We start from the raw sequence: 23,177 nt of genomic DNA, 5'->3' as shown, positions 1-23,177 counted from the left end.
GTCAGCTCCTCAGTGCTCGATGCGTGTCAGACACACTACCGGGACGGGGACGAGGTCGGGGCGGTTCCGCGACTCGTACACGACTTCATAGACGGCCTTGTCGATCTCGTAGGCCCGCAGCAGGAGCCGGCCGGGATCGTCGATGGAGCCGAATCCTTCGAGAAAGGCCGCCCGGGCGGCGGTCCGCCAGGCCTCCGAGCCTCCGCCGAGATGCGTCGCGTAGTCGAAGGACCGCAGCATCCCAGCGACGTCGCGCCACGGGGAATCGGGCTGACGGCGCTCGTCGAGGGTCTTCAACGGCTCACCCTCGAAATCCACGTAACGCCAGTGGCCACGGGTGAGCAGGGCCTGTCCCAGGTGGCAGTCGCCGTGGATGCGTTGGGTGGGGATCGCCAAGCCCTCGACGGCGGAGAACACCTCGGTGACGGGGGTGCGGAAGCGTTCGAGCACCGGGGCCTCCGTGCAGGCGGCGTCGAAGCGCCTGCGGAGGACGGCCGCCAGGGAGTCACCGTCCGTGCTCCCTGTGGGGAGGCGTTTCCCGAGGAGGGCGTGGATCACGGCGAGCTGGGAGCCCAGCGCCTGCGCCTCCGTGTCGAAACGGGAGCCGTCGCGGGCGGCGTCGCAGGCCACGACGAATCCGTCCCGGGGATCCGGGAGGGCCTCGAGGAAGACCCCCAGGTCGACGCCGTCGTGACTCCAGGTTCCCCGGAGTGCCGCCACCGCGCCGGAGTCCGCGAGCACCTCGTGGAGTTCGACGTCGAGGTTCCGGCCCGGTTTGAGGCGCCGGAAGATCTTCGCGATGAGGGCATCCCCGAAGAACACGGAGGTGTTGCTCTGCTCCCCGCGGTAGCGACGTGGTGGGAGCCCACGCGGCGGTTCACCGCCGATCGGGATGAGCCCGGGCGCCGCCTCCGCCAGGCACTCCAGCAGCGCGGTCATGGCTCCGGGGTCGTCGACGGCCTCGGCCACCTCCCAGCCATCCACGCGGGCGATGGGGTCGGGGTGGGTCCCCTCGTCCCGGTAGGACAGGGGGATGTGGTAGCGCTCCGTGTCGCCGTCCCCGTAGTCGATGTGCAGGACGGCGCTGCGCAGGCCGGGAGAGCCTGCGGACGGCCTCCGCAGCCACGGGAGGAGATCCACCGGGCCGGGACGCCAGCTGCGGGACCGGCCCGGGAACCAACGGGCGCTCGCCGCGAGCCGCACCAGTCCCGTGGCGAGGGGAGCATCCGGAGCGATCCGTTCGGACATCGGGTCAGCGCCGGGGCCCTCCTGGAAGGCCCCGGCCCCGGAGGTGCCCATCACTCGGCCGTGACGTGGAAGATGTGGGCGGGCCGCGACGGATACAGCCGGACCCAGTTGCGCTCACCCCAGTGATAGGTCTCGCCCGACAGTTCGTCGTGCACCCGCAACCGGGAGCCACCCGGGAAACCGAGCGCCGCCATGTCGAGCATGATGTCGGACTCCACCGTGTGGTTCGGGTCCAGGGAGCACACCACCAGCACCACGTCGTCGCCATCGTGCTTGCTGTAGACGATCACCTGGTCGTGGGGGGCGTGGTGGAAGTGGATGTCCCGCAGCTGCTGGAGGCTGCCGTGGCGTCGTCGGATCGCGTTGAGCTGGCCGAGCAGCAGGTTGAGATTCGGCTCGGCGTCGTAGTTGCGGGGGCGGAACTCGTACTTCTCGGAGTTGAGGTACTCCTCCCGGCCCGGCGCGTTCGCCTCGTGCTCGAACAGCTCGAACCCGGAGTAGACCCCCCACGACGGGGAGAGGGTCGCGGCCAGGATCGCGCGGATGGCGAAGATGGCGGGATTGCCCGACTGCAGGTGGAACGGATTGATGTCGGGGGTGTTGACGAAGAAGTTGGGCCGGTAGTAGGCCGACATGTCCTGGCTGAGTTCGGTGAGGTACTCGGTCAACTCCCACTTGGTCACCCGCCAGGTGAAATACGTGTAGCTCTGCTGGAAACCCACCTTTCCGAGAGCCGCCATCATCTGGGGCTTCGTGAAGGCCTCAGCGAGGAAGATCACCTCGGGATTGGTTCGCCGCACCTGACGGATGAGCCAATCCCAGAACTCCACCGGCTTCGTGTGCGGATTGTCGACCCGGAAGATCGTCACGCCCCGCGAGATCCACAACCGGACGATCCGCAGGACCTCCTCGTAGAGTCCCTCGGGGTCGTTGTCGAAGTTCAACGGGTAGATGTCCTGGTACTTCTTGGGCGGGTTCTCCGCGTAGGCGATGGTCCCGTCGAGTCGTGTGGTGAACCACTCGGGGTGCTCGCGCACCCACGGGTGGTCCGGGGAGGCCTGGAGCGCGAGGTCGAGGGCGATCTCCAGGTCGAGCTCCTTCGCCTTGGCGACGAACCGTTCGAACGCGGCGACGTCGCCGAGGTCCGGGTGGATGGCGTCATGGCCGCCCTCCGGCGCGCCGATGGCCCACGGCGATCCCGGATCGTCGGGGTGGGCGTCGAGGGAGTTGTTCCTGCCCTTCTTGAAGGCCTGCCCGATGGGGTGGATCGGCGGGAGGTAGACCACGTCGAAGCCCATGGCGGCGGCCGCCTCGAGGCGCTCATGGGAGGTGTCGAACCCGCCGGAGTGCCACTTTCCCGTGCCGTCCTGCCAGGCGCCCTGGGAACGGGGGAAGAACTCGTACCACGAGGAGAACAACGCGCGTTGCCGCTCGACGAGGATCGGGTACTCCTTCGTGGGGCTCACGCACTCCCGCGGCCCGAAGCGGGCCATGGCCCGCTCGATCGGGCGGGAGTTGACCAGCTCCAGGATCTCCTCGGCGGGGGTCTGCGGGACGAGGCTCTCCGCAGCCGCCCGCAGCAGGTGGGCGGCCGGGGCGACCTGGGCCCGGTCCGCCTCCTCGGCCGCCAGGACCAGCAGCTCCGCACCCTCCATGCACAACAGCTCGACATCCATCCCGAGCGGCAGCTTCGCCTCGGCGTGGTGATGCCAGGTGGACCACGGGTCGGACCAGCCCTCGATCCGGTAGGTCCACAGGCCCTCCGTCGCCATCCGGACGTGTGCCTCCCAGATGTCGAGGCCCATCGGCTCCACCTGGGTCATGTCGATCCGACGTTGGGTGCCGTCCGGGGCGGTGAGGATCACGGACGCGTTGACGGCGTCGTGGCCCTCCCGGAAGACGTTCGCCCGGATCAGGAGGCGCTCGTGGGCGACCGCCTTGACGGGGTAGGCGCCGGCACAGATCACGGGGGCGACATCGGTCACGGGGATTCGGCCGAAACCGCCTTCGGTTCGACGCAGATGGGCTCGGTTGGGCGTGGTCTCAGTCACGGGTCCCACACTACTTGGCTCGCGTTTCGCATGGGGGCTTGGCGCACTGTAGTTTGTGCTGGTGCGTGCATTTCGACGATTCACAGTTCATCCTGTTCTGCCCGAGCGGATCTCGAAGCTCGACGCCCTGGCCAAGAATCTGCGCTGGTCATGGCACGAGGAGACCCAGGATCTGTTCAAGGCGATTGATCCCGGTCTGTGGGAGGAGACGGGGGAGGACCCGGTCAAGCTGCTGTCCGCGGTGAGCGCGGATCGTGTCCACCAGTTGGCTTCCGACAAGGTGTTCGCCCGTAATGTGGAGTTGCTCCACGACGACCTGACGAATTACCTCTCCGCGGACCTGTGGTTCCAGCGTTACGCCGCCGAGCACTCGGATGCGCCGAAGGGGATCGGCTACTTCTCCGCCGAGTTCGGTGTCACCCAGGTGCTGCCGCAGTACTCGGGCGGCCTCGGCATCCTCGCGGGCGACCACCTCAAGGCGGCCTCCGACCTCGGTCTTCCGCTCATCGGTGTGGGCCTGCTCTACCGTTCGGGCTACTTCCGCCAGTGGATCAACGCCTCCGGCTGGCAGCAGGAGCGGTACCCGATCCTGTCGTCGAACGAGATGCCGGTCTCGCGCCTCGTGGACGCCGACGGCACCCCGCAGGAGATCAGCGTCGAGGTCGGCGGTCGTCAGGTCCAGGCCTCCATCTGGGTCGCCTCCGTCGGTCGGATCCCGCTGCTCATGCTCGACACCGACCGGGACGACAACGATCCCGAGGCCCGCAACATCACCGACCGGCTGTACGGCGGCGGTGCCGAGCACCGGCTGGCCCAGGAGGTCGTCCTCGGCATCGGCGGCGTTCGGGCCCTCAGGCGTTACTGCGAGATCACGGGTCACGCCAAGCCGGATGTCTACCACTGCAACGAGGGACACGCCGGGTTCCTCAACTTCGAGCGCATCCGCGAGTACCGCGCGGAGGGCCACGACCTGCCCACCGCCATCGAACTCACCCGTGCCGGGACGGTCTTCACGACCCACACCCCGGTGCCTGCGGGCATCGACCGCTTCGACAAGGAGCTCATCGCGCGTCAGTTCGGGTCCTTCGACCCCGGTCTGCCGCTCGACGCCATCATGTCCTTCGGGGCGGAGACCTACCCGGGCGGCGACCCGAGCCGGTACAACATGGCGGTGCTGGGGCTTCGGCTCGGACAGCGCGCCAACGGGGTCTCGAAGCTGCACGGCGAGGTCTCCCGGGACATGTTCAACGGTCTGTGGCCGGACTTCGACGCCACCGAGGTCCCGATCGGCTCGGTCACGAACGGCGTCCACCACCGCACGTGGATCCATCCCGAACTGCTGGAGATCCTCAAGGCCCACACCGACGACTCCAGCACGGTCATCGACGGCTACGACTGGTCCGCGATCCAGCGGGTCGACGACGACACCCTGTGGGCACTGAAGCGGCAGCTGCGTTCGTCCATGATCCAGATGGCCCGCCGGAGGCTGGCCGAGTCCTGCCGGACCCGCGGCATCGCGGCGGACTGGACCAAGGACGCGCTGAACCCGCGGGTGCTCACCCTCGGCTTCGCCCGTCGAGGTGCTTCGTACAAGCGCCTCACGCTCATGCTCAAGGACCCGGAGCGTCTCAAGGCCCTGCTCAACCACCCGACGACCCCGATCCAGATCGTCATCGCGGGCAAGGCCCATCCCGCCGACAACATCGGCAAGTCGCTCATCCAGGAGATGGTCCAGTTCTCCGACCAGGAGGACGTGCGCGGCAAGCTGGTGTTCCTCCCCGACTACGACATGTCGCTGGCCCGCCCCCTCTACCCGGGATGCGACGTCTGGGTGAACAACCCGCTGCGTCCCTACGAGGCGTGCGGCACCTCCGGCATGAAGGCCGCCCTCAACGGCGCAGCGAACCTGTCGATCCGCGACGGATGGTGGGATGAGCTCTACGCCCCCGAGTTCGGCTGGGAGATCCCCTCCGCCGAGGGCATCACCGACCAGGCCGAACGCGACGCCGCGGAGGCCGAGTTCCTGTACTCGATCATCGAGAACGAGATCATCCCGCGCTTCTACACCCTGGACGCCAACGGGAACCCGACCCAGTGGCTGCAGATGATGCGCGACTGCATCTCCGATCTCGGCCCGGAGATCCTGGCCTCGCGGATGGTCCGGGACTACGTCACGGACTACTACACCCCGGCTGCGCGGTCCCTCCACGCCCGGAAGGACAACGCGGTGGCTGCGGACCTCGCCGAGTGGAAGGAGCGGGTGCGCCGCGACTGGCACTCGCTGCAGGTCGTCGGGCTCGACGTCGGTGTGACGGGACAGCTGGAGACCGGCACCATGCTGCGTCCCACCGTCGATGTGCGGCTCGGTCAGCTCCGCGCCGAGGACGTGGCCGTGCAGTTGATCTTCGGTGACGTCGACAACGAGGACCAGCTCCACAACATCCGCAAGTACCCGACAACCCCGGTGTCGGAGTCGGATGGGGTCACCCGTTTCGTGGGCGAGATCCCGACGCGTTACGCCGGGCAGATCGGCTGCCTCGCCCGCGTCGTGCCTGCACACGAACTGCTCGCGAGCGATGCGGAGATGGGGCTCGCCGCCATCATCCGCTGACGACTCCTCACGCCTCCCCCGTGGCCATGCGGCCCCGGGGGAGGCGTCGTCTCAGTGGGTCGGGGTCTCGGCTCGGGCCAGGTCGAGACCGGCGAGATGCCTGCGCAGCCGGGAGGCCATGGGCCAGAAGGTCGCCAGGGTGAGGCCGCCGCTGACGACGCCACCGATGACGGGGACGATCTTCGACACCCCCTTGGCGAAGACCTCCTTGCTCATCCGGACCCCCAGCTGGGTGGCGATCCGCCTGATGAGGGGGTAGAGGGTGCTGCGGCCGAGCACCCGCTTCGGCAGCTCGGTGACGACCCGCGTCGCGATGAGTGCCGACAGCTTGGTCACGCCCTGGGCGGCACCGTGGGCACCGAACATCACGCCGGTGAACAGCGTCAACACACCCTTGGTCGCATCGTCGAACTCCTCGCCGTCGAAGAAGTCCGGCCACCCGTGGAGGTAGGCGAGTTTCTGCGACACCCGTAGCACGTGCGCCAGGTTCTGGGCCATGTCGAGGCCCGCGGTCCCGAGCACGGCGAAGCCGCCGGGGACGCCGGCAGCGGCCGAGATGGCGGAGACCCGGGTTGCCTCCTGGCGGACCGCCTCCTTGGCGAGCCTCTCGACGAGGGCGGGCGTCAGCCCGGCCCGTGCCGGGGTCGTCGCCACGGCTGCCTCCACCTGTTCGGGTGTGCAGTGCCGGGACAGCGTCCGACGCAGGAAGTCGTCGCGCTGGATCCGCACTCCCGGCAGGGTGGCTGCGGATATGAGCGCGTTCATGAAGAAGGCCTGCGGGCCCCCGTCCGGTGACGCCAGTGCGGTTCCCATGGCCTCACAGCGTAAACGAGAGCGTCATCGCGTGCATGTCGTCATAACTGGACGGCACGGTGCAGCGCAGCAGCAGCACGGTGCGTCCGGGGATCTCGATGACGCCGCCGGGCGGCAGATCCGTCTCGGGGAAGTCCTCGGGAGCACCGGAGTGCCACACGATGCGCAGACCGTAGGCCCACGGCATCGCCGGCAGGGTCACCTCCACTGGTTCCGGGGCCGAGTGGAAGTACGCGATGAAGGCCTCGTCCACGTTGGCGGTGTACATGCCGAGTAGGCGCCTCGTCCCGTCGTGCCAGTCCTGGTCTCCCATCTCGGCCCCGGCGTGGTTGAACCAGGCGAGGTCGCCGCGGCCCAGGGGGCGACGATCCTTGTCGAGCACCTCGTTGTGGTGCAGATAGACGTTCGTGCGCAGGGTCGGGTGGGCGGCGCGGAGCCGCAGCAGCTGGATCAGGCGGTCCCGGACCGCGCTCCAGCGTGGTTCGAGGTCCCAGTTGACCCAGCTCAACGGGGAGTCCTGGCAGTACGCGTTGTTGTTGCCCCGCTGGGTGCGACCGAACTCGTCACCGGCCACCAGCATGGGGGTCCCCACCGCCAGGATCTGGGTGGCATGGAGGTTGAGGACCTGCCGGGCGCGCAGGTCGTTGATCGCCTCGTCGTCCGTCTCGCCCTCGAAACCGTGGTTCCACGAGCGGTTGTTGTCGGTGCCGTCGCGGTTGCTCTCCCCATTGGCGAGGTTGTGCTTGACGTCGTAGCTCACGAGATCGCGCATGGTGAACCCGTCGTGGGCCGTGATGTAGTTCACGGAGGCCTGGGGGGCTCGTTCGGAGTCGTGGTTGAACAGGTCGGGGGAGCCGGACAGACGCGTGGCGAGTTCCTGCACCCCGTGGACGCAGTCGCGCCAGTAGTCCCGGGTGTGGTCCCGGAACCGGTCGTTCCACTCCGACCAGCCGGGGCCGAACGAGCCGACCTGGTAGCCGTAGGGGCCCACGTCCCAGGGTTCGGCAATGAGCTTGACCCGGGAGAGGACGGGATCGGCGTCGATCTGTTGCTTGAGCGGATGGTTGTGGTCGACGTGGTGGTCCGCGTTGCGCAGCAGCTCCGTGGCGAGGTCGAAGCGGAACCCGTCGACCCCCATGTGCTCGACCCAGTAGCGCAGGGAGTCCACGATGAGTTGACGGACCATGGGGGTCGACGTGTCGAGGGAGTTCCCGCAGCCGGTGACGTCGTAGTCATCGCGCAGATCCCCGGTGAGGCGGTAGTAGGCGCGCTGGTCGATGCCGCGCATGGAGAGGGTGGGGCCGGCGTGCCCGCCCTCGGCGGTGTGGTTGTAGACGACGTCGAGCAGCACCTCGATCCCGGCCTCGTGGAGGGCACCGACCATGGCCTTGAACTCGTCGACCTGGCTGCCGATGGTGCCCCGGGTGGCGTAGTAGGCGTGCGGCGCGAAGTAGGCCAGGGTGTTGTAACCCCAGTAGTTGCGCAGTCCCTTGTGGGCCACGAAGGGTTCGGAGGCGAAATGATGGACGGGGAGCAGTTCGACCGCCGTGATCCCGGTCTCCAGGAGGTACTGGATGACGTCCGGGTAGGCCAGCGCCGCGTAGGAGCCGCGCAGGTGCTCCGGCACCAGCGGGTGCATCTTCGTGAAACCCCGCACGTGCATCTCGTAGATGACGGTCTCCGACATCGGACGCCGACCGCCGGAGACGGGCGGCGGAGGGGGTGTGTCGGCCACGACGACGCCGAGGGGGACGGCACCGAGGGAGTCCGTGGTGTTCTGCGTCCAGGCATGGTCACCGAGGTGATCGTGGATGGGGCCCCGGTAGTCGACGCCACCGCTCACGGCCCGGGCATAGGGGTCGAGGAGCAGCCGTGCGGGGTTGAAGCGGAGCCCCTGCTCCGGTTCCCATGCCCCGTGGACGCGGTAGCCGTAGAGCTGGCCATTGCCGACACCGGAGACGAAGGCGCTCCACACGCCGTTGTCGCCCCGCTGCATGGCGATGTTGTGCTGTCCGTTCCTCGAATCGACGAGGACGAGATCGACGCGGGAGGCGCTGGGAGCCCACAGCCCGAACCGGGTTCCGTCGGCCAGGACATGTGCGCCGAGACGGGATGTGTCCATGGCTTCGACGAACATGTCTTCTCTTTCTCTTCGGGGGACAGGGCCGCACCATTTTGCCACAGGTTGTCAGACGTCTGGCCCCTCTGGCGGATACCGCGCAGGATGAGCGCTAGCGTGACCCCGTGCGCACCTACCTCGATCACGCCGCGACCTCACCCCTGCGACCGAGCGCGCGACAGGCGCTCTTGGCCGCTCTCGACGAGTGGGGGAACCCGGCCTCGCCCCATCGCACGGGGCAGCGCGCGCGACGTCTGCTGGAGGAGGCCCGGGAGGAACTCGCGGAGGCGGTCGGCGCCCACCCGAGCGAGGTGGTGTTCACCTCCGGTGGTTCGGAGGCGAACACGCTGGCCCTGCTCGGCTCGCGCAGTGCGCGTCCCGAACGACCCCGCTGCCTCGTCTCCGCCGTGGAACATCCCGCGGTCCTCACCCTCCGCGCCCTCGGGGCGGAGGTTCTCCCCGTCGACGCCGAGGGCGTGGTCGTCCCGACCTCGCTGACAGCCTCCGAGGACACCGTCGCGGTCGTGTCCCTCATGATGGTCAACAACGAGACCGGGGCCATCCAGCCCATCGCCGATGTGGCGGAGCGGGCCCATGCGTCCGGCGCATGGTTCCACAGCGACGCCGTCCAGGGACTCGGACACGTCCCCGTCCGCTTCGCCGACACCGGTGCCGACCTGCTCAGCCTGTCGGCGCACAAGATCGGCGGCCCCGTCGGCGTCGGGGCCCTCCTGGTGCGCCGCGGCATCCGGTTGCGAGCCGCGGGGCTCGGTGGGGGTCAAGAGGGGGGAGTGCGCTCCGGCACCCAGACCGTGGCCCTGGCCCGCGCCTTCGCCGCCGCGGCCACCGAGGCCGTGGCGACCGTGCGGCAGGAGATGCCGCGGCTCACGCGGCTGCGGGACGCCATCCGCGCCCTCGTCCTTCAGCACGGGGGGACCCTCAACGGACCGGAGCGGGCGGCACCCCACATCGTCAACGCATCCTTCCCGGGGGTGCGCGCCCAGGACCTCCTGCTGCTGCTGGACGAGGCGGGGATCGACGCGACGGCGGGGGCGGCGTGTCGCGCCGGGGTCCGGGGCCCGAGCGAGGTGCTGCTGGCCATGGGGCGCGACGAGGCCACGGCCGCATCGTCGGTGCGTTTCTCGCTTGGGCACACGAGCGGCGAGGCCGATGTCACCCATCTCGCGGAGGCCCTTCCCCGCGTCCTCGATCGGGCCCGTGGCGCCCGGTAGAATCGTGTGCCGCACACGGCGTGGAGGAGGGTGAGATGAAGGTGCTGGCCGCGATGTCGGGAGGGGTGGACTCGGCGGTGGCCGCGGCACGCCTCGTGGCCGCCGGACACGACGTGACGGGGGTGCACCTGGCGCTCAACCGCAACCCCCAGCCCTACCGTGAGGGATCCCGCGGTTGTTGTTCCCTCGAGGATGCGCACGACGCCCGACGGGCAGCCGATCTGTTGGACATCCCCTTCTACGTGTGGGACTTCTCCGAGCAGTTCCAGGCGGCGGTGGTCGACGACTTCGTCTCCGAGTACCGGCAGGGCAGGACCCCCAACCCGTGCCTGCGCTGCAACGAGCGCATCAAGTTCGCGGCGGTGCTGGAACGCGGCATCGACCTCGGGTTCGACGCGGTCGCCACGGGCCACTACGCCCGGCTCGTGGCGGTCGGTGGCGAGGTGGAACTCCACCGGGGGCAGGACCCCCGCAAGGATCAGTCCTACGTCCTGGGGGTCCTCGACCAGGAGCAGCTGCGTCACAGCCTCTTCCCCTTGGCGGACAGCCCGAAGAGTGAGGTCCGCGCCGAGGCGGCCGAGCTGGGGTTGAGGGTGGCGAACAAGCCGGACTCCTATGACATCTGCTTCATCCCCGACGGCGACACCCAGGGGTTCCTGAGGCGCCATCTCGGTGAGGAGCCCGGACCGATCGTGGACGCCGAGGGGCGCACCCTCGGGGAACACCGGGGCCACCACGGGTTCACGGTGGGACAGCGACGCGGCCTGGACCTCGGGGTGCCGGCCGCGGATGGACGTCCCCGCTACGTGTTGCGCATCGATCCGGTCGACAACGCCGTCGTGGTCGGGTCCCGGGAGGATCTCGCGGTCTCCGTCCTGACGGGGATCCGGCCGACGTGGACGCAACGTCCCCTGCAGGAACCCATGCGGGGTGAGGTCCAGTACCGGGCCCACGGGGCGGCGTTGTCCGCGCTCATCGAGCCCACCGCCGATGGGGTGCGGGTCACGCTGGACCAGCCGACCAGCGGCGTGGCTCCCGGCCAGTCCATGGTCTTCTTCGACGGCACCCGAGTGGTGGGATCAGCCATCATCCGGAGCGCGGGATGATGAGGACCACCGCTACGGGTTCGCTGCCGGGGGAGGATTTCAGGGGCGCCCTGTCGACGATGGCGGAACTGCTGCCGGATGTCCTGGCCTGGCCGGAGTTGCCCGCCAGGGGCGTCGGGTCGGACATGATCGGCCGGGCCCTCGGCGTCATCGACGATCTCGGTTTCGACCTCCAGCCCGGCGGGTGGCGGCTCACCCATCATCCCGGGGCCGACCATCGACGGGCGCGCTCCCAGTGGCGTCGCGATCTCGACGATGCGGAGGAACTGCTCCAGGGTTTCGAGGGCGTGGTGAAGATCGCCATCACCGGTCCCTGGACGCTCTCAGGGGGTGTGGAACGCCCTCGGGGGGATCGCATCCTGGCCGATCACGGGGCTCGCGCCGAGGTGGCGGAGGCGCTGTGGGAGGGGTGGTGCCGGCTCGCCGCGGAGATCGAGCGGCGACTTCCCGCAGTCCGGTTGCTGCTGCAGGTCGACGAGCCACTGCTCGTCGCGGTGCTCGACGGGACGTTGCCGACGGCGTCGGGATTCGGGCGGCACCGGGCGGTCGAGCCGGGGGAGGTGGCGGATCGGCTCCGACGCTTCGCCGACGGGGCGTGGCTCCACTGTTGCGCGTCCGGTTCCTGGGTCCCGATCGCTCGCCGCGCCGAATTCGGCACCGTCGCCGTCGATTCCCGACTGTTCCGGGGCGCGGGGATCGACACGTTGGCCGAGTGGGTGCACGACGGTCGAGGACTCGTGCTCGGTGTCGTGGACACCACGTTGCTGCGTGCTCAAGGCGTCGACGTCCTCAGGCGGGAGACGATGCGGGTGCTGCGGCCCCTCGAACTCCCCGTGACGGATCTCACGGACCGCGTGATCCTCTCAACCGGCTGTGGTCTGGGGGGATGGCCCATGGCGGAGGTGATGCCGCAGCTGCGCTCGCTGGGTGCGGCGGCCTCCCTGGTGGAGGAAGAGGTGGGGACCCCTTAGACTGTGGCGGTGCGTAAGACGTCTGACCTCAACCTCAACGCCCGAACCCCGCTGCGTGCGCAGCCCGGGGCCGGGGCCTGGGGACCTGCGGCGGTGCCGTCCACCCGAGCGAAGAAGTGGCAGCGGGTGATGGTGCCCGTCCTCGCGGTCCTCATCGCCGTCGGGGTGTTCTTCCTCGCGCGGGTGTTCTACCTGGCCCTCATGGGGACGATGGCCCTTCACTTCTCGTAGGTCACGGAGTGCACGAGCTCCGGCCAGTGACCGTCGATGTGCCGTCCGCCCAGATGGCACAGGCCGAGAGCCGCCCCGGCACCGACGGCCGGGCCGACAAGGAGCAGCACCCAGCCCAGCCAGGGTGAGTCATCGAGGGCCAGCACGACGAGCAGACACGGTGCCGTGATCACCAGCATCCCCATCCCGTGCAGGACCGAACCGAGGAAGGCCGAGCCCTGCCCCTTGGTGCTGGTGGCGAAGGGGTTGGAGCCCGGCGGAGGGAGGGTCCCGTTCAGGAAGGACGACACGAGCAACCCCACGCCCATGCTGGCGTAGAGCGCCGCGAGTCCAAGACCGATGAGGGCGGGCAGCAGGGACCAGCGGTCCGCCAGCCCGGCGATGAGGAGCGCCGTGATGGTCAGCGCGACGGTGTAGAGCAGCCCGTTGCCCATCAGCCGACCCAGCCGGTCGTCGCGTCCCGAGATCCCGGCGACGGCATGGGTCCACAGGGCTGAACCGTCGTAGGCCGTGTCCTGGAGGCCGTTGATCCCGGCCAACCAGGCGAGCGCGGCGACACCGAGCCAGGGCACGAACCCGTCGACCCCGCCCTCGCTCGTGGCCCGGTTGATGAGCACGAGGACCGTGGGCATCATCGTGACCATCACCAGGGCGATGAAGCGTCGCGGATCGCGGCGCAGGTAACGCAGGATCCGTGTCGCGAGGGCCCCGGCGGGTGAGTGGGGGAAGATCCGATCGATCCACCGCCAGGACCCCTGGGTGCGGCTGGACCCGGCACTGGGCAACGGGGAGGTCAGTGCCCGACCCAGCTGCCATGACCACAGGCCGTACAACGCGGCGAGGTACGCCAGCGCCAGGAGCAGGCGCACCGCCGCGAGCAGCCAGGCCCCCTTGACGACCGCGGCGGGGAAGGCCCAGGCCACCCCCAGTGGCGTCCACTCCAGCACGGAGACGAGGGAGTGCACCATGTCGACCCGCAGTTCCAGCAGCACCGCCGAGTCGGCGTCCATGAGGAAGGACGGCAGGAGGGCCGCCACCGTGACGGCAAGGACGACGAAGATGTAGAGGGCGTCCCGGGAGCGTCGATTCGCCAGCACGGCTGACAGGGCCGTGACCGTGATCCGTCCCGCGATGATCCCGATGAGCACGCCGATGCAGGTCGCCAACACCCCGGACAGCAGCACGATCAGCCCCGACGCCCAGGCCCCGATGAGTCCGATCGAGACCAGCAGCGTCGCGATCCCGGGCAGCGTGACGAGATCCGACAGGGCCAACGGGAGGGCGAGGTCGCGCGCCCGCAGGGGCAACAGGCACAGGCGGCCGGGGGCCACGGAGTCATCCATGGCGAAGAAGACCACCGAGCCGATCAACCACACGACGACGAGCAGGGACCCCGCCAATACTGTGGCGTCGGGTCTGAGGTGCGGCAGGGAGCTGAGCCAGAACAGGGCCACGACGACGATGACGAGACCGGGCAGCATGAAAAGGGCGAGGACCCCCATCCCGATCGCCGACCAGATGTTGCTCCGCAGCATCGCCAGCTGGGAGCGGATCCTCACAGCGAGGAGCGTCGCAACCACTGCAACGTCTCCTCCCCGGGAATGTGGCCCTGCCCGACCAACTCGATGAAACGCTGCTGAAGGGTTGAGTCCCCGCGGACCTGCTCGACGGTCCCGGCGACGAGGAGCCGCCCGGCGGCCATGATCCCCACCCCGTCGCAGATGTTCTCCACGAGTTCCATCACGTGGCTGGAGAGCAGGACCGTGCCCCCTCCGGTGACGTAGTCCCGCAGCAGGTCGCGGATGACCTGGCCCGAGACGGGATCGACGGCCTCGAGGGGTTCGTCCAGGATGAGGAGTCTCGGGGCGTGGATGAGGGCGCAGGCGAGGGAGATCTTCTTCGTCATGCCGGCCGAGTAGTCGGCGACCACCCGCCCGGCCGCGTCCTCCAGCCCCAGCACGGAGAGCAGCTCGAGGGCGCGGGTCTCCACGACGTCACGGTCCAGGCCACGGAGCCGGCCGTTGTAACGGAGCAGTTCGAGGCCCGTGAGCCGATCGAACAGCATCATCCCGTCGGGAAGCACCCCGAACAGGGCCTTCGCCCGGACCGGGTCCTGCCAGACGTCGTGTCCGAGGACGAAGGCCTCGCCGTGATCGGGGCGGAGCAGCCCGCAGATCATCGACATCGCCGTGGTCTTGCCCGCCCCGTTGGGGCCCACCAGGCCGAAGAGATGGCCGACGGGGATCTGCAGGCTGAGGTTGTCCACGGCCAGGGTGGAACCGAATCTCTTGACCAGGCCATGGGTGACGAGGGCTGTCTCCATGCATCGACCCTACCGGGTGGGGGCGAGCACCGAGGTGCCGCCCACACCCGGTGGCCACGGCTGTCAGCTGTTCTGGACGGCGTCCGAGAACCAGCTGGTGATCGTCGTGGGATGCGTGATCGCGGTGCCGACGCACACCGCCCAGGCTCCCTCCGCCATGACGGCGCGGGCCTGGTCCAGGGTGTGGACCCTGCCCTCCACGACGACGGGTCGGGTGCACTGCTGCACGGCCTGCCGCGCCAACTCGAGGTCCGGTCCGTCGGTGCGGGGCCGCTCCCCGGAGTAGCCGGCCAGCGTCGTGCCGATGATGTCGGCACCGTCGGCCTCGGCGCGGAGGCAGTCGTCGAGACTGCCGCAGTCGGCCATGACCAGCACGTCCGGATACTGCGCCTTGAGGCCCGCCACGATGTCGGTGAAGCTCGAACCGTCGGGCCGGGGGCGGGAGGTGGCGTCGATCGCGACCACCTGGGCGCCCGCCTCCGCACAGGCCAGGGCGTGGCGGAGGGTGGGGGTGATGTAGACCCCCTCGACGCCGTCCTTCCACAGTCCGATGACGGGCACGTTGACGACGGCCGCCGTGGCGCGGATGTCCTCGATTCCTTGGACCCGGATGGCGGCGGCACCGCCCTTGACGCAGGCCTGGGCCACCTGGGCCATCGTCTCGGGATGGCGCATGGCCTCACCCGGATAGGCCTGGCAGGAGACGACGAGGCGGCCCTTGATGCCGTCGATGATCCCGGTCATTTCAGCATCCCCGTGGCGACGAGGACCTCCCGCACCGCGGTGATGTCCTCGTCGGAGAACTCGCCGAGGGTGGCGGGCTGGGTCGGGTGGTCGATGATCCCGAGCAGGTGCATGGCGATCTTGAAGGCGCCCACACCGGTACCATCCCCACCCCGGCCCCGGGGCGCGAACACGATCTCGAACTCGGCGTTGATCTGCTCCTGGATCCTGGCGGCCTCCTCCCAGTTCCCGGCACTGCAGGCGTCCGCCAGGCGACGGTAGCCGTGCGGGTCGACGTTCGCGAAGCCTGGCACCTGGCCGTCGGCCCCGGCGAGCAGCATGAGCTCGTTGACCGTCTCGTGGCCGGTGAACAGGCGCAGCGGGGATCCGGCCGCCCGGTTCAACGCGACGAGACGCCGGAAGGCCACGTCGTTGCCGGAGGAGTCCTTCACGCCGGCGATGACTCCCTCCCGTCCCAGCTCCACCAGGAGCTCCGGGCTGAGCTTCACGCCGCCGAGACGCACCGGGACGTCGTAGGCGAAGATCGGGACGTCCACGGCCGCCGCGATGAGGCGGAAGTGCTGTGCGATCTCCTTCTCGTTGTTCAGGGCGTAGAACGGGGCGGTGGCGACGATGGCGTCGGCCCCCGCGGCCACCATGCGCCGGGCCTGGTCGATGACGCGCGGGGCGGTGGTCTCCATGCAGCCGACGATGAGCGGCACCCGTTTGCCGACCCTGGCGGCGATCGCCGTCACGACGGAGACGCGTTCGTCGTCGGTGAGATAGGTGACCTCGCCGGTGGAGCCGAGGACGAACAGGCCGTCCATGCCCGCGTCAAGCAGATGATCGATCACCCGGTCGAGGGAGGTGTGGTCGACCTCGCCGTTCGGGAGAAGGGGGGTGACGACCGGGGGGATGATGCCGGAGAAGGCGGTCATGACAGTGGCTCCTGAAGCAGGGACGGAACTGCGGAGAGCAGTTTCTTCGTGTACGGATCCTTCGGGTTCGAGAAGATCTCGTCGGTCGGACTCATCTCGACCAGCTTCCCGAAGAACATCACCCCGATCCGATCCGAGATGAACCGGACGGTGTTGATGTCGTGGCTGATGAAGACGAGACCCAGGCCCAGCTGGTCCTTGAGGTCGGTGAGCAGGTTGAGCACCTGCGCGCGGACCGAGACGTCGAGGGCGGAGGTGGGTTCGTCGGCGATGATGACGTCGGGTTCCAGGGCCAGGGCCCGGGCGATGGCGACGCGTTGACGCTGGCCGCCGGAGATCTGGCGGGGGAGGACGTCGAGGGCGGACTGCGGGAGACCGACCAGGTTGAGCAGCTCCTTCACCCTGGTCAGCCGGGACGCCGGATCCCCGATGCCGTGGACCCGGAAGGGGTCCAGCAGGGTCTCGCGGACCGTGAGCCGGGGGTTGAGGGCGGTGGCGGGGTCCTGGAAGACCACGGAGACCGACCGGCCCAACTCGGCGCGGTCCCTGGCGGAGCGTCCCAGGGACCTGCCCTTGAACAGGATCTCCCCCTTGGTGACGGGCTGCAGCCCCACCATGACGCGTGCGGTGGTGGACTTGCCGCAGCCGGACTCGCCGACGATCCCGACCGTCTCACCGCGGGAGACGCTGAGTGAGACGTCGTTGACGGCATGGACGAGGTTGGGGCGGAACAGCTTCCCCGTGCGCGCCTTGTGGATGACGTGCACGTTGCGCAGTTCGATGACGGGTGCCTCAGCCATGGGTGGCCTCCTTCTTCAACACCGCGAGCAGTTCGGGGGTGGTGGCCCAGTAGTGGTCCTCGGTTCCCTCGACGAGCCTGAGCTCGGGCTTGGTCTCCAGCCCCACGCTCGGGTGGGAGCTGCGTGGCGCGAAGCGGTCGCCGGGGACGAACTCGCGGGGACTGGGCACGGTGCCCGGAACCTGGTGCAACCGGCCGGCCCCCTCCTCGATGGAGAGAACCGCGCCGAGTAGGCCCTGGGTGTACTCGTGCACGGGGTTGGCGAGCAGCTCGGGGGTGGCCGCTTGCTCCACCACCTGGCCGGCGTACATGACGGTGATCCGGTGGGCCACCTCGGCGACCAGCGCGAGGTCGTGGCTGACGAACACCATGGCGAAGCCCAGCTGGGTGCGCAGTTCGTTGAGGAGCTCCACGACCTGGGCCTGGACCGTGACGTCGAGGGCCGTGGTGGGCTCGTCGGCGATCACGAGGCGGGGGTTCCGGGTGAGGGCCATGGCGATGAGCACGCGCTGGCGCTGGCCGCCGGAGAGCTCGTGCGGGTAGGACTTCAGGGTCCGCACCGGGTCGAGGCCCACCAGCTCGAGGAGTTCCGCGGCGGAACGCTTCCCGCCGCGGGACGTGAGCTGCTTCATCTGGGAACGGATGAGCATGGACGGGTTGAGGGAGCTCAGGGCGTCCTGGTAGATCATCGCCATCTCGTGGCCGCGCAACGCGTTGCGCTCGCGGGCGTTCAGGGTGAGCAGGTCGACGCCGTCGAACAGGATCTGCCCCTCGATCCTGGCCGTCCTGGGCAGCAGGCCCATGATCGCCATCGAGGTGATCGACTTGCCGCATCCGGATTCGCCGACCAGCCCCATGGTCTCGCCGGGACGCACGGTGAAGGAGATGTCATCGACGATGGCGACCTCACCGTGGGCCCCGGGGAACGAGATGGAGAGGTTCTTCACCTCGAGCAGGGGCTTCGACGCGGGGTCGGCCAGCTGCAACCGGTCGGTACGGGCGAGTTCCGAGGTCCGCAGGTGCGCGAGACGTTCCCGGAGCTTGGCGGCCTGGGCGGCGTGGGCGGCGGCGATGACCTCGTCCCGGGAGCCCTGCGCGGCGAGCTCGTCGGCCTCGACGTTGGTGCGGACCCGGATGCGGGGGCTGGCCAGCGCATCGGTGAGACCCTCGGAGAGCACGTTGAGGCACAGGGTGGTGATGAGGATGAACAGACCGGGGAAGAAGGTCACCCACCAGTGTCCGGACAGCAGCAGGGCCTTGCCCTCGGAGAGCATGTTGCCCCAGGTCGGCGTGTTGACCGAGGTGATGCCGGTCCCGATGAAGGACAACGAGGCCTCGAAGACGATCGCGTCGGCGACCAGCACGGTGGCGAACACCATGATGGGTGCGAGGCAGTTGCGGGCCACGTGCTTGACGAGGATCCACCAGGTCCTCGCCCCCATGACCTTGGAGGCGGCGACGTAGTCCTCGCCGAACTGCGAGAGGACGTTGGCGCGCACCACCCGGGTGAGCTGGGGGACGTAGAGGAACGCGATCGAGATGATGACCACGACGAGGATGCTCGACACCCGGGAGGACAGGGCGGTCACGAGGACGGCCGCCAGCGCGATGCCGGGGAAGCTCATGATGATGTCGAGCACCCGCATGAGGGTCTCGGACACCCATTTCCTGGCCGTCGCGGCGATGGAGCCGAGCACGGCGGCCACGAGGAGGGCGAGACCCGTCGCGGCGAGGCCCACGGTCAGGGAGACCCGGGCACCGTGCATGATGCGGGACAGGACGTCACGGCCACCCTGGTCGGTGCCGAACCAGAACTGCGAATCCGGCGGGATCGAGTGGTCGGGGATGAGCTGCTTCCCGACACCCTCGATCTCGGTCTCCACCTGCACGACCTTGTCCTCGGGGACGAGGCCGGTGGCGTCGGGGGAGAAGGGGGCGAGCCACGGGGCGAACACCGCCATGAGCGCCACGAGCGCGAGGATGCCGAGCGCGATCCGGGAGCCGATGGGCAGAGCGCTGAGGCTCGGCAGCCGCAGCCCGGGGGTCTGGAGCTTCTTCTTGGATTCCGCGGACAGCATCACACGCTCCTGATTCGCGGGTTGACCAGCACGTAGAGCAGGTCGACGACGATGTTGATGAAGATGAAGGCGACGGCGACCGTGATGGTGACGCCCTGCACGATGTTCACGTCGTTGCGCGTGATGCCCTGGAAGATGAGGTCACCCATCCCCTTGATGTTGAAGATCATCTCGATGACCACCGCACCACCCATGAGGTAGCCGACCCGCAGGCCGAGGACGGTGATCGGCGTGATCAGGGCGTTGCGCAGGACATTGCGTGCCACGACGACGTGCTTCGGGATGCCGGCGCCGATGGCCGTGCGGACGTAGTCGCGGTCGAGCTCCTCCACCATCGCGGTGCGGACCACCCGGGTGAGCGAACCCGCCACGGGCACCCCGAGGGCGATGGCGGGCAGGGTCACCTGGTCGATGTACCGGGCGGGGTCCTCGAACAGCCCGACCCATTCGGTGATGACGGCGGGGAAGACGCTGGCGCCACCCGGAATGTTGCCCAACCACTGGATGAGCAGCAGGGCCAACCAGAACGACGGGGTGGCGAGGCACGCGATCGAGAAGACGCGGATGACCTGATCGGGCCAGCGGTCCCGGTAGAGGGCCGCCACGACACCGAGGACGCCGGCGAGGACGACGGCGATGAGCAGGCCGAGGAACGTCAGCTGGAGGGTGATGGGGAAGGCGGTCTCCACCATGGAGTAGATGTCGGTGCCGGTGAAGGACTCGCCCAGGTTGATCTTGACGTGGAAGGGGTTGAACGAGACCTCGGGGGTGACCAGGCGCCAGAGGTAGTCGCCGAACCGCACCAGCAGGGGCCGGTTCAGCCCGTGGGTCTCGCGGTAGGCCTCGAGGGCCGCGGCATCCGCTGATTCACCGAGGGCCAGACGGGCCGGATCCGCCGTGGAGAAGGACATCACGAAGAAGACGAGGAACGTGACGCCGACCACCATCAGGGGGAGCACCAGGAGTCGTCTGCCGAGGAGACGGAGAAAGGTGGACATGGGGTGATTTCCTTGGTTGGACGTGGCGGGGGGTCCGGACGCGCAATGCGTCGGACCCCCCGGTGCTCACATCACTTGGAGCTGGAAACGTCGATGAAGGACAGGCCGGTGATGGCGATCGGCTTGAAGTCGGTCAGCGTCTTGTCGTCGTACGCGGTGGGCGTCTTGCGGTGGAACAGCGGGTAGAGCGGAACGTTCTCCGCGACAACGTCGAAGATCTCGTGCCACTTGGCCTTCTGGGCGTCTCCCGTGGCGGCGCCGGCCTCCTCCAGCAGGGTCTGCACCTTGGTGTAGGACTCCTGACCCTTCCAGTGCATGCGGGAGTCGGTCCAGGTGTCGCCGGCGTACCACCAGCGCAGCAGCAGGTCCGCGTCGTCGCCGAAGACCGACGGATCGCCGGGGGCCACGACGATGTCGTAGGCCTCGGGCTTGCCGTCGATGGTGCCGTAGACGTCCGAGGACTTCTTCTCCTCGTAGGTGACCGTCAGCCCGACGGCCTCCAGGGATTCCTTGATGATCGGGCGGACCGCGGAGAACCAGCCGTGGTCGGAGCAGAGGAGACGCACGGCGGTGAGCCCGGTCTCGGCGAGGAGGGCCTTGGCCTTCTCCTGGTCCTGGGTGTAGACCGTCGCGGCCTTCTTGTAGGCGGGGTGCTCCTGCTGCACGAAGCAGGTGGCGGGGGTGGCGAGGTCGCTCATGCCCGTCTTGCAGATCTTCTCGATGTCGAGGGCGTAGAGCATCGCCTGACGGTTCTTCACGTCGTTCATGGGGGCGGAGCCGCAGTTGAACATCATGAAGACCAGACCGAAGCCCTGCTCGGCGGCGACCTTCTTCGACGAACCGAGGGTGGCGAGGTCCGTGGCCGGCACCGCGTCGATGGCCTGGACGGAGTCGGAGGAGATGGCGTTCACGCGGGTGGCGTTGTCGGGAAGGATCTCCCAGACCATGCTCTTGGCCAGGGCCGGGCGGGGGCCGGTGTAGGCGTCGTTGCGCTCGAAGAGGATCTTCTTCGAGGCGGCGCCGTTGTCGGTCATCTTCCACGGGCCGGTGCCGACGGGGTTGAGGTCGAAGGCCTTGGCGTCGGCCTCGACGGCCGCCTTCGGGACGACCTTGACCACCGACAGGCGCTCGGGGACGAGGGAGAAGGCGTACTTGGTCTTGACGACGACGGTGGTGTCGTCCTTCTTGGTCACCGACTCCAGGAAGGGCAGGAAGGCCGCGTAGAGCGACTTGTTCTCGGGGTTGAGCACCCGCTCGAAGGAGAACACGACGTCGTCGGTGGTGACCTTCTCGCCATTGGTGAAGACGGCGCCGTCACGCAGCGCGACCTCCCAGGTGGTGTCGTCGATCTGCTTGGGCAGTTCCTTGCCGAGTGCCGGGTACACCTCGCGGGTGTCGGGGTGGAGTTCGGTGAGTCCCTCCATCGTGTGCCAGTTCGCGGCGACGGTGAGGGCCGCGGTGGTGGTCATGGGGTCGTAACCGTTCGTGCCGAGCTCGTAGGAGATGCCGGCAGTGATCGTGCCGTCACCCTTGGTGGCGGAGGGGGCGGCACCGGTGGAGCCGGGGGTGGACGTCTTCGCGTCGCCCTGCTTCGTGGTGGTGCCGCAGGCCGCCAGGCCAGCCGCGATGCCTGCAGCCGCGCTCGTGGCGCCGAGCAGCTTGACGAACGAGCGGCGGGTGAAGCTGTTCTCCTGGGGGAGATGCATCGTTGAACTCCTAACAATGTTCAGACGTCTGATGACTGACGTTGTGGATATACTAAGCACATCAACAGGCGTCGTTCAACGACCGCCATGTCACGATTCGGTCACGATCGACAGATTTGAACAATCCTTTCGGAGGACAGGTAGGGCCATGAGGTTGGAACGGCTCGAGAGCGCCAGGCGTGGTGCCCGCGACGGAAGGACCCTGGCCCGTCAGACGGCCAGCCAGATCAAGCAGTTCATCATCGCCAGCAACCTGCGGCCCGGGGATCCGTTGCCCAGCGAGGCCGAGCTGTGCGAACGTCTGGGGGTCTCCCGCAGCTCCGTCCGTGAGGCCATCCGCATGCTCAACACCTTGGAGATCGTGGAGGTCAAGCACGGTCGCGGCACCTTCGTCGGGGAGGCCTCGCTGCAGCCCCTGGTGGAGACGCTGGTCTTCCGGGCCGTGCTGGTGCCGGGGGACGACTTCCGGGCGTTGCGCGAGGTCCTGGAGGTGCGGCAGAGTCTTGACCTCAGCGTGGCCGAACGCGTGTGCTCCCGGCTCAAGGGTACGGAGAACGCAGAACTGCACGAACTCGTGGCCACCATGGTCGTGGCCGCGGAGGAGAGGCGTTCCTTCGCCGAGGAGGACCGCGAGTTCCACACCACGCTGCTCAAACGGACCGGACTCGACATCGCCTCCCAGCTCGTGGCGGCCTTCTGGGACGTCCACAGCGCGGTGCTGCCCCAACTGTCCATTCCTGCACCCGATGACATCGAGTCGACCGCCCGGACCCACGGCGACATGCTCCAGGCCGCCGAGGCCGGTGACGTTGCGGCCTATCGGCGGGCAGTGCTGCAGCACTACGAGCCACTCTGCAGGGTGCTCGACGTCAGCGTCGACAGCTAGGATGACCTCGGCCCACGCCCGTGGGTCGAGACATCCCTGGAGGAATCGTGGCCCTGACCGCTGAGGAGGTCGCGCGGCTCGCTGGGCTCGCACGACTCGATCTGACGGAAGCAGAGTGTGCTGAACTCGCCCCGGAGCTGGACGTCATCCTCACCTCGGTGTCCCGCGTGGCCGAGGTGGTGGGTCCTGACGTGCCGCTCATGACGCACGCCCTGCCCCTGACCAACGTGATGCGTCCCGACGAGGTGCGCCCCAGCCTCCCGGTTGAGGCCGTTCTCGCGGGCGCACCCGACGTCGAGGAGGGGCGCTTCCGTGTCCCGCGGATCCTGAGTGAGGACTGAGCC

Annotated in this window: 19 protein-coding genes; 7 read left to right on the top strand and 12 right to left on the bottom strand. The window is 68.7% G+C overall.

Annotated elements, in window-relative coordinates; translation table 11 throughout:
* Positions 1-9 precede the first annotated feature (9 nt).
* The gene (locus EII35_RS06905) at positions 10-1,299 is read right to left on the bottom strand and encodes a maltokinase N-terminal cap-like domain-containing protein (protein WP_125227729.1); all 1,290 of its coding nucleotides are present in this window, start codon (positions 1,297-1,299) and stop codon (positions 10-12) included.
* Positions 1,299-3,299, bottom strand: coding sequence for an alpha-1,4-glucan--maltose-1-phosphate maltosyltransferase (locus tag EII35_RS06900; protein WP_125227728.1), 2,001 nt, complete (start codon positions 3,297-3,299; stop codon positions 1,299-1,301). Before EII35_RS06900 ends, EII35_RS06905 begins: the two co-directional genes overlap by 1 nt.
* 61 nt (positions 3,300-3,360) lie before the next feature.
* Between EII35_RS06900 and glgP the strand changes: the two genes are divergently transcribed.
* Positions 3,361-5,910, top strand: a complete 2,550-nt coding sequence (gene glgP, locus EII35_RS06895; RefSeq protein ID WP_185744216.1) for an alpha-glucan family phosphorylase — start codon at positions 3,361-3,363, stop codon at positions 5,908-5,910.
* Between the two features lie 51 nt (positions 5,911-5,961).
* Here glgP and EII35_RS06890 read toward each other — a convergent pair whose 3' ends face one another.
* Positions 5,962-6,723: a hypothetical protein gene (locus tag EII35_RS06890; RefSeq protein WP_221739693.1), complete on the bottom strand. Its 762-nt coding sequence runs from the start codon at positions 6,721-6,723 to the stop codon at positions 5,962-5,964.
* Positions 6,724-6,727: 4 nt separating this feature from the next.
* Entirely contained in the window at positions 6,728-8,860 is a 2,133-nt protein-coding gene (glgX, locus tag EII35_RS06885; RefSeq protein WP_125227726.1) for a glycogen debranching protein GlgX, read from the bottom strand.
* Between the two features lie 107 nt (positions 8,861-8,967).
* Here glgX and EII35_RS06880 point away from each other — a divergent pair, with 107 nt between their 5' ends.
* Genes EII35_RS06880 through EII35_RS06865 form a run of 4 tightly spaced genes read left to right on the top strand, consistent with a single transcriptional unit; the run spans position 8,968 to position 12,382 of the window.
* Positions 8,968-10,074, top strand: a complete 1,107-nt coding sequence (locus tag EII35_RS06880; RefSeq protein ID WP_125227725.1) for a cysteine desulfurase family protein — start codon at positions 8,968-8,970, stop codon at positions 10,072-10,074.
* Positions 10,075-10,109: 35 nt separating this feature from the next.
* Positions 10,110-11,180: a tRNA 2-thiouridine(34) synthase MnmA gene (mnmA, locus tag EII35_RS06875; protein ID WP_125227724.1), complete on the top strand. Its 1,071-nt coding sequence runs from the start codon at positions 10,110-10,112 to the stop codon at positions 11,178-11,180.
* Positions 11,177-12,151 carry a uroporphyrinogen decarboxylase/cobalamine-independent methonine synthase family protein gene (locus EII35_RS06870; RefSeq protein WP_125227723.1) on the top strand — a complete coding sequence of 325 codons (975 nt, stop codon included), beginning with the start codon at positions 11,177-11,179 and terminating at the stop codon, positions 12,149-12,151. Before mnmA ends, EII35_RS06870 begins: the two co-directional genes overlap by 4 nt.
* A 9-nt stretch (positions 12,152-12,160) precedes the next feature.
* Positions 12,161-12,382, top strand: a complete 222-nt coding sequence (locus EII35_RS06865; protein ID WP_125227722.1) for a hypothetical protein — start codon at positions 12,161-12,163, stop codon at positions 12,380-12,382.
* Here EII35_RS06865 and EII35_RS06860 read toward each other — a convergent pair.
* The 8 genes from EII35_RS06860 to EII35_RS06825 form a co-directional block, all read right to left on the bottom strand.
* Positions 12,370-13,962, bottom strand: coding sequence for a hypothetical protein (locus tag EII35_RS06860; protein ID WP_125227721.1), 1,593 nt, complete (start codon positions 13,960-13,962; stop codon positions 12,370-12,372). The two genes, EII35_RS06865 and EII35_RS06860, sit on opposite strands and share 13 nt — an antisense overlap.
* Positions 13,938-14,705 carry an ABC transporter ATP-binding protein gene (locus tag EII35_RS06855; protein WP_125227720.1) on the bottom strand — a complete coding sequence of 256 codons (768 nt, stop codon included), beginning with the start codon at positions 14,703-14,705 and terminating at the stop codon, positions 13,938-13,940. Before EII35_RS06855 ends, EII35_RS06860 begins: the two co-directional genes overlap by 25 nt.
* Positions 14,706-14,768: 63 nt before the next feature.
* On the bottom strand, positions 14,769-15,449 hold the full coding sequence (locus EII35_RS06850) for an N-acetylmannosamine-6-phosphate 2-epimerase (RefSeq protein WP_125227719.1): 681 nt from the start codon (positions 15,447-15,449) through the stop codon (positions 14,769-14,771).
* A complete protein-coding gene (locus EII35_RS06845) occupies positions 15,446-16,366 on the bottom strand; it encodes a dihydrodipicolinate synthase family protein (protein ID WP_125227718.1) in 921 nt (306 codons plus the stop codon). Before EII35_RS06845 ends, EII35_RS06850 begins: the two co-directional genes overlap by 4 nt.
* Positions 16,363-17,166, bottom strand: a complete 804-nt coding sequence (locus EII35_RS06840) for an ATP-binding cassette domain-containing protein (RefSeq protein WP_125227717.1) — start codon at positions 17,164-17,166, stop codon at positions 16,363-16,365. Before EII35_RS06840 ends, EII35_RS06845 begins: the two co-directional genes overlap by 4 nt.
* On the bottom strand, positions 17,159-19,243 hold the full coding sequence (locus EII35_RS06835; RefSeq protein WP_125227716.1) for a dipeptide/oligopeptide/nickel ABC transporter permease/ATP-binding protein: 2,085 nt from the start codon (positions 19,241-19,243) through the stop codon (positions 17,159-17,161). The genes EII35_RS06840 and EII35_RS06835 overlap by 8 nt, the downstream gene beginning before the upstream one ends.
* Positions 19,243-20,241, bottom strand: coding sequence for an ABC transporter permease (locus EII35_RS06830; protein WP_125227715.1), 999 nt, complete (start codon positions 20,239-20,241; stop codon positions 19,243-19,245). The genes EII35_RS06835 and EII35_RS06830 overlap by 1 nt, the downstream gene beginning before the upstream one ends.
* 71 nt (positions 20,242-20,312) lie before the next feature.
* Positions 20,313-21,947, bottom strand: coding sequence for an ABC transporter substrate-binding protein (locus EII35_RS06825; RefSeq protein WP_125227714.1), 1,635 nt, complete (start codon positions 21,945-21,947; stop codon positions 20,313-20,315).
* A gap of 148 nt (positions 21,948-22,095) precedes the next feature.
* Here EII35_RS06825 and EII35_RS16630 point away from each other — a divergent pair, with 148 nt between their 5' ends.
* Together EII35_RS16630 and gatC are read left to right on the top strand one after the other, a co-directional pair.
* Positions 22,096-22,833: a FadR/GntR family transcriptional regulator gene (locus tag EII35_RS16630; protein WP_221739692.1), complete on the top strand. Its 738-nt coding sequence runs from the start codon at positions 22,096-22,098 to the stop codon at positions 22,831-22,833.
* A gap of 47 nt (positions 22,834-22,880) precedes the next feature.
* The gene (gene gatC, locus EII35_RS06815; RefSeq protein WP_125227713.1) at positions 22,881-23,174 is read left to right on the top strand and encodes an Asp-tRNA(Asn)/Glu-tRNA(Gln) amidotransferase subunit GatC; all 294 of its coding nucleotides are present in this window, start codon (positions 22,881-22,883) and stop codon (positions 23,172-23,174) included.
* Positions 23,175-23,177: the final 3 nt, after the last annotated feature.

The sequence above is a fragment of the Arachnia propionica genome, from assembly GCF_003932785.1.
GTDB lineage: Bacteria > Actinomycetota > Actinomycetes > Propionibacteriales > Propionibacteriaceae > Arachnia > Arachnia propionica_B.
This window is presented reverse-complemented; position numbering and strand designations above follow the sequence as displayed.

What these genes read in the sequence shown, in the direction of transcription:
- EII35_RS06890 (WP_221739693.1), bottom strand. Translation starts at nt 6,723, where the DNA reads ATGGGAACCGCACTGGCGTCACCGGACGGGGGCCCGCAGGCCTTCTTC.
- EII35_RS06905 (WP_125227729.1), bottom strand. Translation starts at nt 1,299, where the DNA reads ATGGGCACCTCCGGGGCCGGGGCCTTCCAGGAGGGCCCCGGCGCTGAC.
- EII35_RS06835 (WP_125227716.1), bottom strand. Translation starts at nt 19,243, where the DNA reads ATGCTGTCCGCGGAATCCAAGAAGAAGCTCCAGACCCCCGGGCTGCGG.
- EII35_RS06855 (WP_125227720.1), bottom strand. Translation starts at nt 14,705, where the DNA reads ATGGAGACAGCCCTCGTCACCCATGGCCTGGTCAAGAGATTCGGTTCC.
- glgX (WP_125227726.1), bottom strand. Translation starts at nt 8,860, where the DNA reads ATGTTCGTCGAAGCCATGGACACATCCCGTCTCGGCGCACATGTCCTG.
- mnmA (WP_125227724.1), top strand. Translation starts at nt 10,110, where the DNA reads ATGAAGGTGCTGGCCGCGATGTCGGGAGGGGTGGACTCGGCGGTGGCC.
- EII35_RS06840 (WP_125227717.1), bottom strand. Translation starts at nt 17,166, where the DNA reads ATGGCTGAGGCACCCGTCATCGAACTGCGCAACGTGCACGTCATCCAC.
- EII35_RS06830 (WP_125227715.1), bottom strand. Translation starts at nt 20,241, where the DNA reads ATGTCCACCTTTCTCCGTCTCCTCGGCAGACGACTCCTGGTGCTCCCC.
- EII35_RS06870 (WP_125227723.1), top strand. Translation starts at nt 11,177, where the DNA reads ATGATGAGGACCACCGCTACGGGTTCGCTGCCGGGGGAGGATTTCAGG.
- EII35_RS16630 (WP_221739692.1), top strand. Translation starts at nt 22,096, where the DNA reads ATGAGGTTGGAACGGCTCGAGAGCGCCAGGCGTGGTGCCCGCGACGGA.
- EII35_RS06825 (WP_125227714.1), bottom strand. Translation starts at nt 21,947, where the DNA reads ATGCATCTCCCCCAGGAGAACAGCTTCACCCGCCGCTCGTTCGTCAAG.
- EII35_RS06845 (WP_125227718.1), bottom strand. Translation starts at nt 16,366, where the DNA reads ATGACCGCCTTCTCCGGCATCATCCCCCCGGTCGTCACCCCCCTTCTC.
- EII35_RS06850 (WP_125227719.1), bottom strand. Translation starts at nt 15,449, where the DNA reads ATGACCGGGATCATCGACGGCATCAAGGGCCGCCTCGTCGTCTCCTGC.